Consider the following 14806-nt stretch of genomic DNA (forward strand, 5'->3'; position numbering starts at 1 on the left):
AAAGCCTGAAAACGGAGTGCAAATATACGATCTTTCCTATAGAAAGTATTTCATTTGCCGGGTTTCATCTCAACAGGAATACGCGGATTCATAATACGAAACCACAAAGGTGGAAATAGGGATAATACCATGGAAGTGGGGTACCCAAAAGGCATTTGCGGACTAATGTCATGATAATTGAGTAACTGGTATTTTTTACTGGCTTTGAAATGATGATCGCTGTGCCTGGTAAGCTCATAAAGAACTACGCGGCCCATGATATGATTGGAGTTCCAGGAATGCTTTTCACTTACCCGTTCATACCTCCCGGAGGGTTTTTTTTGACGTAAGAGGCCGTAATGCTCAATATAGTTTATAGTTTCAAGAAGTAGAAAACCTATAACGGCACAGGCTAATGCATAAGATAAACCGATCCAGCCGAAAACAAGGAAAACTATTACAAGATAAACGAATTGAAATAAAGAATACCAAAACATATCGTTTTGTATAGACCAAAAGGGTTTTGAAGCATTTTTCAAAAGCTTTTCTTGTATTTTCCAGGCATTAAAGTACTGCCTTGTGACCGAGGTAAACCAAAATGAATATACTGACTGATTGAATCTTGCTGTGGCAGGATCTTCTTTGGTCGCCGCATGAAGATGATGTCCAAAGTTGTGCTCCATATAAAAATGCATATACAAAGAAGGTAAGAGCAATATTTTGGCAAGAGTTCTTTCAGTAAAGGAATTTCGATGCCCCAGCTCATGAGCAACATTTATACCATTGGAACCCAGTACAATGCCTGTTGAAAAAACAAGACCGGCCGTTTCCAGAGTAGTTAATGTAGAGTGTGTTAGTACGTATAAAGTGTACAAAAGAATACCATACACCATGGGTACATTTAGGTATAACAACCAGTCAAAAAACTTTTTAGATCTTTTGCGTTCATATTCTTCATCACTCAAATTAGCAGCATCCAGCGGTAATACTATTTCTAATACAGGAATGAGCACAAAGGCATATACAGGTGTTAAAAATGTATAAGGGCCCTGCAGAAGTAACCCGCAAATGGCCATGACCGGTATGCTGTAGGCTGATAAATATTTAAGGTCTTTCATAATTCTTTAACATGATCTTATCAAATTTAAGGAATTGATGCAAGAAATAAAATTGTAATTTTATAAGTTAAACTTGAATTAGGTGAGTAATAATGTAGAAATAGTAAAGGGTAAGCTTCAAAAGTTTATAACGAGATATCATCTTAATGAGTTGATACGCGGGAGTATATTTTTCGTAGCTATTGGCTTAATGTATTTGATCGTTATTGCGGTGCTGGAAAACTTTCTTTGGTTTGATACCACGGTTAGAATGTGGTTGTTTTGGATAACGGTAGCGGTGGAGTTTATTTTGTTGTTACGCTTTGTTCTATGGCCCTTGGCATCCATATTTAGACTGCGTAAAGGAATAGATGTTTACAAAGCCGCAAAAATCATCGGAGATCATTTTAAGGAAGTAGATGACAAACTGTTAAACGTTATCCAGTTGCTGGAAGATAAGGAGCGTTCAGAACTTTTGCTGGCCAGTATAGAGCAGAAATCAAAGGGAATTAGTCCCGTATCATTCAGTAAGGCTGTTAATTTCAAAGTAAATGCCAAGTATGCAGTATATGCAGTGATTCCCATACTAGTAATTGTTTTCTTTTGGATTACCGGCAATATTTCCTGGTTTAATGATGGCTATAAACGTATGGTAAATTATAAAGAAGTTTACCAGCGGCCGGCACCTTTTAATTTCGTACTTCTTAACAAGGAACTCACAGCTATAGAGAATACTTCATTTACAGTGTTGCTGCAAACCGATGGTAAAATAGTACCGGAAAATGTCAAGATAGCTATTGAGGGACAGGAGTTTTTTATGACACATGAAGGTAATGGTAAATGGATGTATAGAATAGACAGGCCGGTGAATAGCACTAATTTCTTTTTCACTGCGGGAGAATTCCGATCAGTATTACACAGGCTTCAAGTATTAAAAGTTCCGAAATTGGTAGAGTTGCAAATGAAACTGGATTACCCGGGCTATACTAAAAAACGTGATGAAGTAATACTCAATACCGGAAACGCCGTAATGCCGGAAGGCACACATGTATTATGGAAAGTCAAAACGTATGAGACAGATACAGTAGAGCTCATAGAGAAGGACAGTGTAGTGTATTTTAAAAAGAATGAAAAAGCATTTGTACTCGAAAAGCAGATCAATAATGACCTATCCTATGAGATCACCAGTAGTAATGAAGAATTAAAGAGATATGAAAGACTGGGATATAGTTTTGAAGTGATTAAAGATGCACATCCACAAATACGGGTAGAAGAACGGGAAAGCGCCCTACTTAACGGATCTGTAGATTTATCGGGATTTTTATCTGATGATTACGGACTTACGAGGCTACAATTAGTGTATTATAATGTAAATGAACCGTATAATGAAATAAGGGTAGATCTGCCTTTTACTAAGAGTGCATTGGTAGAGTTTGACTTCCGGTTTCCTGGAGCCCTTCAACTCATTCCGGGTAATTCTTATGAATTTTATTTCGAAACATGGGATAATGATGAGGTTAATGGCAATAAATCTGCACGAAGCCAGGTTTTTTTATGGAATGTTTTAAAAGCATCTGAAAAAGAAGATCTGCGATTGGATAAGCAGGAAAAGTTATTGGATAATATAACTGACGAACTGCAGAATATAGAAAAACAACAGGAGGCGCTGGAAGAGGTTAATAGTTTACAAAAACAAAAAGAGAAATTAACTTTTAGTGATGAAAGAAGGCTTCAGGAGTTATTAAAGCGTCAGAGCCTGCAAAATGAGATGATGAAAAGTTTTCATAAGGACCTAAAGAAAACATTAGAGGATAATGATACCGAAAATGAAAAAGAAGAGCAGTACGATCGTTTTCTGGAGGAACGTTTAGAGCGTCAGGAACAGGAAAGACAAAAGAATGAGGAATTGCTTAAAGAATTGCAGGAATTATCTGATAGAATGAATAAAGAAGAGCTAAGTATGAAATTAGAGCAACTGGCAAAGCAAAATCAGCGTAATCAGAGAAGTTTGGAGCAGTTAGTTGAGCTTACCAAAAGGTATTACGTAACAGCCAAAGCCTCTAAAATACAAAAGGAACTCGAAGAAATGGCAAGTAGGCAGGATTCTTTAGCTCAAAAAACAGCGAGTGATGAGTTAAAAGACCAGCAGGACCTGAAGGATGATTTTGAGAAAGTCTCTAAAGAGTTGGATAAACTCTTAAAGGACAATGAAGATCTGCAAAAACCCTTAAATATCACATCAGATACGAAAAAGAGAGAAGATATAGCAAATGAGCAAAAAAATGCCGAAGAATCATTAAAAAGAGAAAATACAGATAATCAACCGGAAAGCGATCGTAATAAAAATCAGCAAAGTAATGAGCATCAAAAAAGAGCAGCCAGAAAAATGAAGGAGATAAGTGATGCTATGAAATCTGCAATGCAGAGTGGTGCCTCAGAGGGTATGCAGGAAGATGCTGAAGCTTTGAGACAGATACTTGATAATTTAGTGCTGTTTTCTTTTGATCAGGAACAGGTAATGAACAGGTTTGGAGATAACGAAAATGAAGATGTTCGTTTGGCATCCAAGCTCAGAAAGCAGAACGAATTACGATCATTGTTCAAACACATAGACGATAGTTTATTTGCTCTGTCATTACGGCGTCCTGAAATATCTGATGTGATCAATAAGGAAATAACAGATGTGTATTACAATATAGATAAAGCCATAGAGCGGATGTCAGATAATCAGATCTTTCAGGGAATGGCAAACCAGCAATATGTTTTAACCGCAGCCAATAGTCTGGCAGATTTTCTTAGCAATGTATTAGATAATATGCAACAAAGCATGTCTGGAAGTTCCGGGCAATCGGGTGAAGGTTTTCAATTGCCAGATATTATACAATCGCAAGAACAGATTAACCAAAAAATGGAGCAGGGTATGCAACAACAAGGTGCGTCTCAAAAACCGGGAGAAGAAGGTGAGAAGAGCAATAGCTCTAAGGATGGAGAAGCTAAAAGTAAGGGTGGTACAGCGCAGGAAGGTGATGAAGAAATGAACAGCAGGTTGTTTGAAATATTTAAAGAACAGCAGCAACTTAGGAATGCGTTGGAGGAACAATTGAAGAACAAAAGAGGTAGTGGTATTAGTGCTAACGAAGAATCTCTTTTACGACAAATGGAATCTATAGAGCAACAATTGTTAGAAAGAGGTTTTGATGAAAGCACTTTACGCAGAATGTCTGCATTAAAACATCAATTAATGAAATTGGATAAGGCAGTATTTCAACAGGGGAAAATGCCAGAAAGAGAAAGCAGGACCAATAGGGATATTTTTGGTAATGTATTTGATGAGCCAACGCCAGAGGTCAAACAATATTTTAATCAAACGGAGATATTAAACAGACAAGTATTACCTTTGCGGCAAAGTTACAAAGTAAAAGTGAAGCAATACTTTGATGGGAACAATTGATTTTGTGTATGAAACCAACTTTGGGCTTACTGATCAAAGTAGCTTTAAGGAGTGGATTCAACGCGTAGCCAGCAGTGAGGGATATATTGTAGATGAAATAGCATATGTGTTTTGTGATGACGAGTATTTGTTAGATATTAACAAAAAGTACTTAGATCACGATACATACACAGATATCATTAGTTTCGACTACACAGAAAACAAACACTTAAAAGGGGATATATTTATTTCAATAGACCGGGTGCGTGAGAATGCCACTCTGTATAACGTATCTTTTGAAGAAGAGCTAAAGAGAGTGATGATACATGGCGTATTGCATTGCATCGGGTATAAGGACAAGACCGATAAGGAAAAGCGCCTTATGAGAGAAAAGGAAAATGAAAAAATTAATATGTTCCACGTGAAACACAACCCCTGAAAATATGTTCCACGTGAAACAATTTTATAATTGCTATGTTTAATTCAGAATATGATGTTGTAGTAGTAGGTGCGGGTCATGCCGGCTCAGAAGCGGCCGCCGCCGCCGCCAATATGGGCTGCTCTACATTATTGGTGACCATGAATTTGCAGAATATTGCCCAAATGTCCTGTAACCCGGCTATGGGAGGTATCGCAAAAGGCCAGATTATTAGAGAAATTGACGCTTTAGGAGGGTACAGTGGTATCGTTACCGACAAAACCGCGATTCAGTTTAAAATGCTCAATAAGTCTAAAGGCCCTGCCATGTGGAGCCCCAGGGCACAGAGTGACCGAATGCGTTTTGCCGAAGAGTGGAGGTTAATGCTTGAAGCTACCCCAAATTTAGACTTTTATCAGGAAATGGTGTCCGGATTATTAATTGAGAATGGTAAGGTAACCGGGGTGAGAACTTCACTGGGAATTGAAATAAAATGTAAAACGGTCGTATTAACCAATGGTACCTTCTTAAACGGACTTATACACATTGGAGAGAAACAGTTTGGAGGAGGAAGAGCCGGTGAAAAAGCATCTACAGGAATTACCGAAAGCCTCGTTTCCTTTGGTTTTGATGCGGGAAGAATGAAAACAGGAACACCTCCCAGAGTTGATGGAAGATCTCTTGATTATTCAAAAATGAAAGTAGAACCCGGCGATGAAGATCCGGAAAAATTTTCATTTTCAGAACAAATATCCCCTCTTACAAAACAAAGGGATTGTTATATGACCTATACGAGTTCTGAAGTTCATGATCTCTTGCGGGAAGGTTTTGATCGTTCGCCCATGTTTAATGGAAGGATCAAAAGTATAGGGCCCAGATATTGTCCCTCGATAGAAGATAAAATTAACCGATTTGCAGATAAAGACCGGCATCAAATTTTTGTAGAACCAGAAGGATGGAATACCGTAGAGGTGTATGTAAACGGGTTTTCTACTTCTTTACCTGAAGATGTTCAATACAAAGCCCTGCGTTCGGTAGAAGGTTTTGAAAATGTGAAATTCTTCAGGCCCGGTTATGCCATAGAATACGATTATTTTCCGCCTACCCAGTTAAAGCATACCTTGGAAACCAAACTGGTAGAAGGCTTGTTTTTTGCAGGGCAGATCAATGGTACTACAGGGTATGAAGAAGCAGCTTCACAAGGCTTGATGGCAGGCATAAACGCAGCGTTGAAAGTACAGGAAAAAGACTCTTTTATATTAAAAAGGAACGAAGCTTATATTGGTGTTTTAATAGATGATTTGATTACCAAAGGAACGGAAGAGCCTTATAGAATGTTTACTTCAAGAGCGGAGTATCGTACCCTTTTGCGACAGGATAATGCCGATTTGAGACTTACGCCATTAGGCTATGATCTTGGTCTGGCCGGCAGCGAGCGTATGCGAAAAATGGAGAAAAAGAAAGAACAATCCGATGCATTTATTCAGTTCTTCAGGAATACAAGCGTAAAGCCGGAAGATGCAAATCCGGTACTGCAAAGTTTACATTCGGCCCCTATGAAGCAGTCTGATAAAATGTATAAAGTATTTTCCAGGCCTAAAGTAACTATGCAACACATGCAAAGCTTTCCTGAAGTAGATGCGTATATTAAGGAAAAAGAGCTAGATCAGGAGGTACTTCAACAAGCAGAAATAGAAATTAAATATGCTGGTTATATTGAAAAAGAGAAGAATAATGCAGATAAATTAAATCGGTTAGAAGATATAAAAATACCAGACAGCTTTGATTACAATAAACTGGTGTCGCTCTCTTTTGAAGCAAGGGAAAAACTAAAATCCATACGTCCCGCTACCCTTTCTCAGGCATCCAGAATAAGCGGAGTTTCTCCCAGCGATATAAGTGTTATGTTGGTTTATATGGGTAGATAAACCTGTTTGTTCAAAGTAACGTTTCACGTGGAACAGTTTTCGTTTTGCGATAACAAAGAAATCATGAATCAAATAAGCAAAGTACAAAAGCCTCTTTTTCTTAAATGTAAAGATCATACGGTTTCAGGAGAATCTTTTGCTTTGCACTATAATGAAGAATATGATCTGCTTGAAACACATCCTGTTCCTGAAGACCTTTCTCAGTATTATAAGAGTGAATCATACATTTCACATACCGATAGTAAGCGCACTCTTTTTGAAAAAGTATATCATTTTGTTAAAGGCATAGCGCTTAACAGAAAAAGACAATTAATTGAATACCTTAACAAAGGCCCGGGTACATTACTGGACATAGGAGCAGGTACGGGCGATTTTCTCTATACCTGCCAAAGAAAGGGATGGAAAATAACAGGAGTAGAGCCTAATGCTGAAGCCAGAAAAAGATCTGAAGAAAAAGGAGTGCCTCTCTATGGTTCTGCAAAGGCAATAAAAAATCAAACATTTGATGTAATAACACTCTGGCATGTTTTAGAACATGTTCCAGATGTGAAAAAACAGATCAGAGAGCTTAAAAAATTACTGGCAGTAAATGGTACTCTGGTTGTAGCAGTACCAAATTTTAAATCGTACGATGCCTCTCACTATAAAGAATTCTGGGCCGCTTATGATGTGCCGAGACATATTTGGCACTTTTCAAAAAGATCTCTTCACTGTATTTTTGAAGAAGAAAAAATGAAAGTCATACAAACGCTGCCCATGAAGTTTGATGCTTTTTACGTGAGTCTTCTTTCTGAAAAATATAAAACCGGAAAAATGGATCTGTTCTCAGCGATTAGTATCGGATTGAAATCTAACTGGCATGCCAGGTCTTCCGGTGAGTATTCTTCGTTGATTTACATCATTAAAAACCAATAAAGCGTGTTTTATGCGTTTTAAGCGTGTTTTAGCGCGCTTGACACTATACTACCGTTTAACAAAACAAAGTGAGCTTGTACGTAAAGTATATGCGTTTGTTTTTATTATATGTGCTTATACAGAAGCCAGATATGATAGATTTTGATTATAACTATTTCATTTTGTTTTTTTAATCAATATCAACAGCACTTTTATATTTTTGTCACATCTAAAATTTGAACACAAAATGAGAAAAATAATTTTTGGAGTATTGGCAATGAGTTTACTGGTAGCCTGCCAACAGGATAAAATTGGTTTTATTGATAATTCCAAACTGGTAAATGAATATGAGGAAAAGAAAGTAATAGAAGAGAAATTTAAAAGTAAAGCGCAACGCTTTGACAAAAAAATGGATAGTATCTCGAAGATGCTCCAGATGGAAGCGCAGGCCTTTGATGCATCTGCTTCAAAATTGAGCCAGAAGGCCATGCAGGAAAAATATAATGAGATCATGCAGAAGAGGCAGTTTTATCAGCAACAACTGCAAATGGAGGAACAGCAAATTCAACAAGAAGGCCAGAAAGAAATGGATTCGTTGGTGAATAAAGTCAAAAAGTTCGTAAAGGATTATGGCAAAACGAATGGCTATACCTATATTCTTGGCGCAAATGAAGCGGGTAGTGTACTCTATGGTAAAGATGAAAAAGATATTACCGATGCGGTTCTTAAGGCATTGAACGATGAATACGGTAACAATAAATAGAAAACGCTAAATAAATAATTAATTAAAAAGCGCCTGTTTTACAGGCGCTTTTATTTTTTTAGCTGAGGAGGAAAACTGTAAAAATGGTAGGTATTAGATAAATGACGATGGTACGTGCACCATCATAATCTTTGGCAACACGCTGCCCAAACAAAAGCATAAGAAGGACTACAGAGGAAAGGCAGGCCCCATACAGTGCCCATGTAGTACTTTGGTACCACAATACTTCAACAATACCGGCTATGCTTAAAACACCCGCTGCTATTTCCAGAATAAGAATGACCGCCAGGAGCATAGGTACCATTCCTTTCATAAAAGTGGCAGAAAAATGCCCGGTAAGAAACGCAAGGTTTCCCTTCCAGTCTATTAGTTTATCCAAACCGCTTTGCAAAAAGGTAATTACTAAAAAGGCAAGTAAAATTAATATCGTAATCTTTTCCATAATGTTTAAACAGGTTTTTTGTGTAACAATCGAGTAAGTTTTATTGAGAGATCTGTAAAAATAATCTTTGCGTTGCCATTTCGTTCTATATGGTACATCGCATTCTGAATATGATGGTTAATTTCCATAATATTGTTTCCATGAATAAAAGGAGAAAATTTCTCAAGTTTAAAACCATCTGTCTTAAATTCAGTATATACCAGAGGTGACGCCTGGTAATTGTGTAACATGGCTTGTCTGAATATTTCAAGACAGTAATTCAAAAATTGCTTTTGGGTTTCACGGCCCGCTGCGGCCAGTTGTTCACTCCAGCTAACCAGGTCGTGAATAGCCGTTTTGTTCCCTTTCGCCTTAAAAGCACTTCGTACCCACAGAACAAACCAGTTTTCAAAAGTAAGGTCTTCAGAATCCTTATAAAAAAGATCTATGGCCTTGTTGAAGTTGCCATTGGCCTGATGTGCAATTTTAGACGCTTCCTGCGCAGTGGCACCTTTGGTCATTAGCGCTTCCTGTATAGCTTTTTCGGCCAGAGGTGGAAAATGCAATACCTGGCAGCGGGAACGGATGGTTTGTATAATTTGCTCCTCGCTTTCGGCAATGAGGATAAAAAGTGTTTGCTGCGGAGGTTCTTCAATAAGTTTTAAAAGCTTATTTGATGCAGCTGTGTTTAGTTTATCTGCCATCCATATGATCATGATCTTAAAACCACCTTCATACGATTTCAGAGAAAGTTTCTTTACAATATCATGTGCTTCATCAACCCCTATTTGGCCCTGTTTCTTTTCTATTCCAATAAGTTGGTACCAGTCGTACAGGTTTCCATAGGGTTGCTCTTTTACAAACTGTCTCCACTCTTCTAAAAAATGACTACTTACCGGGTGCGACTTAATACGTTCATTAGTAGCTACAGGAAATGCAAAATGAAGGTCGGGATGAGAGAGCTGTTCAACTTTCAAATTACAGGAAGGATCACCATTTTCATTTTCACTGCCTGTATTTTTGCAAAGAATATATCTTGCATAAGCCAGGGCCATAGCCAGTACTCCGCTTCCTTCGGGCCCTATGAACAATTGTGCATGGGGTATTCTTCCCATAGATGCACTGCGCGTAAGGTGATTCTTAATATGTGGATGCCCGAGTACTTCTTTAAATAACATAAAAACAAAGATAGAACTTTTGGCCTCTGGTGAAAGATTTCTTTGTGGTACTTAACAGCTTGCATAACAGAAATAATTACTTTTGTGCATCTAATGCTATAAAGGGAATGAAAACAATAGACCATTTTAATTTTGAAAACAAAAAAGCACTAATTCGCGTAGATTTTAATGTACCGCTCTCAGAAGATTTCCAGGTAACTGATACTACCCGAATTGAAGCCGCCAAACCCACAATTATAAAAATACTGGAAGATGGCGGAAGTGCTGTACTCATGAGTCACCTGGGAAGACCCAAAGGGGCCGAAGAAAAGTTTTCACTACAACATATTGCCGATAAAGTATCTGAAGAAATAGGAGTTTCAGTAAAGTTTGTAAGTGACTGTATTGGCAAAGAGGCCGAAAAAGCAGTTTCAGAATTAAAAAGTGGGGAAATATTACTTCTTGAAAACCTTAGATTTCACCCGGAAGAGCAGGAAGGCAATCGCGAATTCGCAGAAAAACTTTCCAAGCTGGGAGACATTTATGTGAACGACGCTTTTGGAACGGCTCATCGCGCTCATGCTTCCACCACCGTAATAGCCGATTTTTTCCCTGAAAAAAAATGTTTTGGTTACCTGATGGCCCAAGAGATAGATTCTATTGAAAAAGTAATGTCTAAAGGAGAAAAACCGGTTACGGCCATTCTGGGTGGTGCCAAAGTTTCCTCCAAGATCACGATCATAGAGAATATACTAGACAAAGTTGATCACCTGGTCATTGGTGGTGGTATGACCTATACTTTTATCAAAGCACGCGGCGGAAATATAGGAAACTCCATTTGTGAAGATGATAAATTATCACTGGCAATTTCCATACTTGATAAGGCCGCTGCTAAAGGAGTACAGATACATCTGCCGGTAGATGCCATAGCGGCTGAGAGCTTTTCAAATAATGTCCCTACCAAGGTAGTTCCGGTAAGCAATATTCCCGAAGGCTGGCTAGGCCTAGATATAGGCCCCCAAACACTGGAAGCCTTTAAAAATGTGATTACAGGCTCCAAAACACTATTGTGGAACGGGCCCATGGGCGTTTTTGAAATGCCATCTTTTGCCAATGGCACCAAAACTATTGGAGATTATATAGAAGAAGCTACCAAAAACGGAGCCTTTTCCTTAGTAGGGGGAGGTGACTCGGTGGCTGCCGTAAAGCAGTTTGGCTATGAAGATAAAGTGAGTTATGTTTCTACAGGGGGTGGTGCCATGCTGGAAAGCCTGGAAGGAAAAACACTGCCGGGCGTAGCTGCCATACTGAATACCTGATATGCATACTCAAAAATAAACTCTTTAAAAAACAGTAAAACTACTTTAACGACTATTTCACAACAAGATCAAGGGCTTTTACAACAAAAGTTTTCCCGAAATATGGTTTAGCCGTATGTTTGAAGTGTTGAATAAGTAATCAAAATAATTTTGAACATATAGTAGAAGTCCCAAAACTTTAATTTACTATCGGTTTAACATAACGAAAGAGCCCCAGGTCCTACTTACTGAGGCTCTTTTTTTGTGATAACTCCTATATTATGTTGATTGTTAAAGCATACCACCAATTACTTTCCCACCGCATAGAACCTGTTTTATAGGTTAAAGTCTATACTTTTCTATGATTTATTTGGTTTTTAAGATATATTTAGTTTTCATTTGTCCTAAAATGTACGATTTTAGCAGCACTTTGGTATAAACCCAGAAAGACTATGAAGAAGGCAGCTTTTTTAATTTTATTTTCATTTTCCGTAATAACTTTTGCACAAAAACCGGTAAAAGATTCTATACCGGGAGATTCCCTGGTTATAGCCAATACATTTCTGGCCGATAAAACGGTGCCATACGATTCATTAAAGAATCTTTTTCAGGTTCATAAAGGAAAGCGACAATTATTAGATAACCCCATGGCAGCCAGGATAGACAGCCTCTGGATGAAAGAGCTTTTGCAGTCTAATCTCTTCGATACCATTTATGGAGACGTAAGTACACTGGATGTTACGTATGATGTAACATTTGACGAACTCCCTACAGATACCCTTAAAGCGCGCCTGGAAAGAATTAATCAACGTACACCTTTCAATATTGCCTACAATCCTTCTCTTGAAAATGTGATCAAAAATTTCTTAAAACGAAGAAGGCAAACTTTGCAGAAACTTATGGATAAGAGTGATTTCTACTTTCCTATGTTTGAGAAAGAACTTGATAATCATGATATTCCGCTTGAGGTTAAATATTTATCCATTGTAGAATCGGCCCTGAACCCTAGAGCTAAATCAAGGGTAGGTGCTACCGGACTCTGGCAATTCATGTTCTCTACCGGAAGGCTCTATAACCTGGAAGTAAACAGTTATGTAGATGACCGTATGGATCCGGTTAAATCTACCATTGCAGCAGGGCGTTATTTGGCAAAACTCTATGAAATATTTGGTGACTGGGACCTGGCTCTGGCCGCGTACAATTCAGGCCCGGGTAATGTAAGTAAAGCCATAAGAAGGTCAGGCGGATATAAGAACTACTGGAACCTGAGGCCCTACCTCCCCAGAGAAACGGCCGGCTATGTACCGGCATTTCTGGCTACCATGTATATTTTTGAGTATGCCGAAGAACATGGCTTTAAAAGGAACAAACAACCTGCGGCTTATTTTGAGACCGATACCATTAAAGTAAAAAAACTCATAACCTTTGATCATATATCTGAGCTTACCGGTGTACCCCGTGAAGAAGTAGAATTTTTTAACCCGGCCTATAAACTGGATATTATTCCTTATGTAGAGGGAAAAGACTATACCTTGCGCCTTTCAAAAGAAGCCATTGGAAAATTTGTGGCCAATGAAGACTCCATTTATGCCTATGTGCAGGCAGAACTGGCAAAAAAAGAAAAGCCTTTGCCACAACTCGTTAAAGTAAACTCAAGAATACGATATCGTGTAAAAAGCGGAGATTACCTGGGGAAGATTGCACAACGCTACGGTGTGCGTGTAAGCGATATTAAAAGGTGGAACGGACTTAGAAATAACAATATACGCGTAGGAAGCCGGCTTACCATTTATCCTCGAAAACCCGGTTTCCAAAAACCAACCTCTACTACCATAAAATCTTCGGCAACCCCTATAACAGCGACGGCTGGCAAAGTATATACTGTTCGTTCCGGAGACTCACTTTGGACCATTGCCAATAAATTTCCCGGAATTTCTGTCAAAAATCTTCAAGATTGGAACAATATTCGCGGTAATGATTTAAAACCCGGTATGAAGCTTAAACTTTGTAACTGTGAGCCTTAAAAATTTTTAAAATGAGATATTCCTTTTTACTCCTGTTAATACTCACCTTTAGTCAGTATTCATGTAATAAAAGTAACGGCGAACGCTACCTTCCAAAATCAGTTGGAGGCATTAATTCACTGTCCATTATTATCGAAAATGATCTGTGGAACGGAGAAATTGGTGATGAACTCCGAAAACATTTTGCCGCTCCCGTAGATGGTCTGCCGTGGGATGAGCCTCTTTTCTCCATAAATCAAATACCTCCCGTAGTTTTTACTGATTTTGTTAGGAACAGTCGTCATATTATAGTGGTCAATAAAGACATAACATCCTTTGGCGGTATTAAAAACGAAGTGTATGCAAGGCCCCAGAAAATCGCATATTTTACAGGAGAGAACGAAGAAGAAATTATTCAGTTAATACAAAAACACGCACCGGATATTATAAATGAGTTCAAAGATCATGAACTCAAAGAAAAGCAACAGCGTATTACCCGTTCCTTGAATAAAGAAACGGCCCTTAAAGAAAAATTAGGAATTTCTCTTACCATGCCCTCGGTATATAAAATAGCAAAAGAAGAAAATAATTTCTTTTGGATAGATCGTGAGATCCCAAAAGGTTCTATGAACATTTTGGCATACGAAATACCGTTGCACAGTATTCCCAGTGATTCTACTCAAATTGAACGCATTATAGCCATGAGAGACTCTATCGGAAAAAAATATGTGCCCGGGCCCGTAGAGGGTTCTTATATGGCAACCGAAAAGGCATATGCGCCGTATCTGTTTGAAACCGAAATAGCAGGAAGACCTTCTTTAGAAACCAAAGGCATGTGGGATGTTAACGGCTATTTTATGGCCGGCCCTTTTATAAATTACATTGTTGAAGATATTCCTAACAACAGACTTTTGGTGATAGAAGGTTTTACTTTTGCACCATCTACCAATAAAAGAGATTATATGTTTGAACTCGAAGCTATTTTAAGAAGCCTTAGGTTTGAAACAAAATAGCCCGTTAAAAATTATAAAAATAAAAAAGGCGCTTTTTTAAAAAAAGCGCCTCTTAGTTAAATAAGGGTAAAATTCAAATAATTCTTAAAAATAAAACCCTGTTGCCCATCTGTATATAAAAGCATAGCTTACAATAGCCAGGCAGGCAATACATAACCAGGTAAGAACTTTAAGGTAAGAAGTGATCAGGTAATGACCAAGATTCCTGAAAGCTTCTATGTAAAGTTCTTTAAAAAGTAGAAGTTTACTCATAAGTTTAACTTTAATTGATTAATAGCTAGGCTAATATACTATTGAAACTTCTTGTGTATCAAAGAAAACAGATAGAAAGCAAAAAAAAGAGATAAAAGGTGCATTTTAGCTTGCTAAACCTCATTTTTTTTTAAATATAAATGCTTAAAAAAC

The 14806-nt window shown here is 38.0% G+C and carries 12 protein-coding genes; 8 read left to right on the forward strand and 4 right to left on the reverse strand.

Annotated elements, in window-relative coordinates; all coding sequences use genetic code 11:
• Positions 1-50 precede the first annotated feature (50 nt).
• A complete protein-coding gene (locus WAO84_RS05130; RefSeq protein ID WP_340064121.1) occupies positions 51-1097 on the reverse strand; it encodes an alkane 1-monooxygenase in 1047 nt (348 codons plus the stop codon).
• A gap of 82 nt (positions 1098-1179) precedes the next feature.
• Between WAO84_RS05130 and WAO84_RS05135 the strand changes: the two genes are divergently transcribed.
• The 5 genes from WAO84_RS05135 to WAO84_RS05155 all read left to right on the forward strand — a co-directional run bounded on the left by WAO84_RS05135 (position 1180) and on the right by WAO84_RS05155 (position 8509).
• Positions 1180-4527 (forward strand): DUF4175 family protein, encoded by a 3348-nt coding sequence (locus WAO84_RS05135; RefSeq protein ID WP_340064124.1) that lies wholly within the window; start codon positions 1180-1182, stop codon positions 4525-4527.
• Complete coding sequence (gene ybeY, locus WAO84_RS05140; protein WP_340064126.1) at positions 4514-4945, forward strand: rRNA maturation RNase YbeY; 432 nt, start codon at positions 4514-4516, stop codon at positions 4943-4945. The genes WAO84_RS05135 and ybeY overlap by 14 nt, the downstream gene beginning before the upstream one ends.
• 35 nt (positions 4946-4980) lie before the next feature.
• Positions 4981-6852: a tRNA uridine-5-carboxymethylaminomethyl(34) synthesis enzyme MnmG gene (gene mnmG / locus WAO84_RS05145; protein ID WP_340064128.1), complete on the forward strand. Its 1872-nt coding sequence runs from the start codon at positions 4981-4983 to the stop codon at positions 6850-6852.
• A 63-nt stretch (positions 6853-6915) separates the two neighbouring features.
• A complete protein-coding gene (locus WAO84_RS05150; protein WP_340064130.1) occupies positions 6916-7767 on the forward strand; it encodes a class I SAM-dependent methyltransferase in 852 nt (283 codons plus the stop codon).
• A gap of 226 nt (positions 7768-7993) precedes the next feature.
• Positions 7994-8509 carry an OmpH/Skp family outer membrane protein gene (locus WAO84_RS05155; RefSeq protein ID WP_340064132.1) on the forward strand — a complete coding sequence of 172 codons (516 nt, stop codon included), beginning with the start codon at positions 7994-7996 and terminating at the stop codon, positions 8507-8509.
• Between the two features lie 58 nt (positions 8510-8567).
• Here the strand turns inward: WAO84_RS05155 and WAO84_RS05160 are convergent, their stop codons facing one another.
• Complete coding sequence (locus WAO84_RS05160; RefSeq protein ID WP_340064133.1) at positions 8568-8951, reverse strand: DoxX family protein; 384 nt, start codon at positions 8949-8951, stop codon at positions 8568-8570.
• A gap of 5 nt (positions 8952-8956) precedes the next feature.
• The gene (locus WAO84_RS05165; protein WP_340064134.1) at positions 8957-10108 is read right to left on the reverse strand and encodes a DNA polymerase III subunit; all 1152 of its coding nucleotides are present in this window, start codon (positions 10106-10108) and stop codon (positions 8957-8959) included.
• Positions 10109-10215: 107 nt separating this feature from the next.
• Between WAO84_RS05165 and WAO84_RS05170 the strand changes: the two genes are divergently transcribed.
• The 3 genes from WAO84_RS05170 to WAO84_RS05180 all read left to right on the forward strand — a co-directional run bounded on the left by WAO84_RS05170 (position 10216) and on the right by WAO84_RS05180 (position 14401).
• Positions 10216-11406: a phosphoglycerate kinase gene (locus WAO84_RS05170; protein ID WP_340064137.1), complete on the forward strand. Its 1191-nt coding sequence runs from the start codon at positions 10216-10218 to the stop codon at positions 11404-11406.
• 431 nt (positions 11407-11837) lie between these two features.
• Positions 11838-13409: a LysM peptidoglycan-binding domain-containing protein gene (locus tag WAO84_RS05175; protein WP_340064139.1), complete on the forward strand. Its 1572-nt coding sequence runs from the start codon at positions 11838-11840 to the stop codon at positions 13407-13409.
• An 11-nt stretch (positions 13410-13420) separates the two neighbouring features.
• Positions 13421-14401, forward strand: a complete 981-nt coding sequence (locus WAO84_RS05180) for a DUF4837 family protein (RefSeq protein ID WP_340064141.1) — start codon at positions 13421-13423, stop codon at positions 14399-14401.
• Positions 14402-14485: 84 nt separating this feature from the next.
• Here WAO84_RS05180 and WAO84_RS05185 read toward each other — a convergent pair whose 3' ends face one another.
• Positions 14486-14653 (reverse strand): DUF6747 family protein, encoded by a 168-nt coding sequence (locus WAO84_RS05185; protein WP_340064142.1) that lies wholly within the window; start codon positions 14651-14653, stop codon positions 14486-14488.
• Positions 14654-14806: the final 153 nt, after the last annotated feature.

The organism is Ascidiimonas aurantiaca (assembly GCF_037646345.1).
Lineage (GTDB): Bacteria > Bacteroidota > Bacteroidia > Flavobacteriales > Flavobacteriaceae > Ascidiimonas > Ascidiimonas aurantiaca.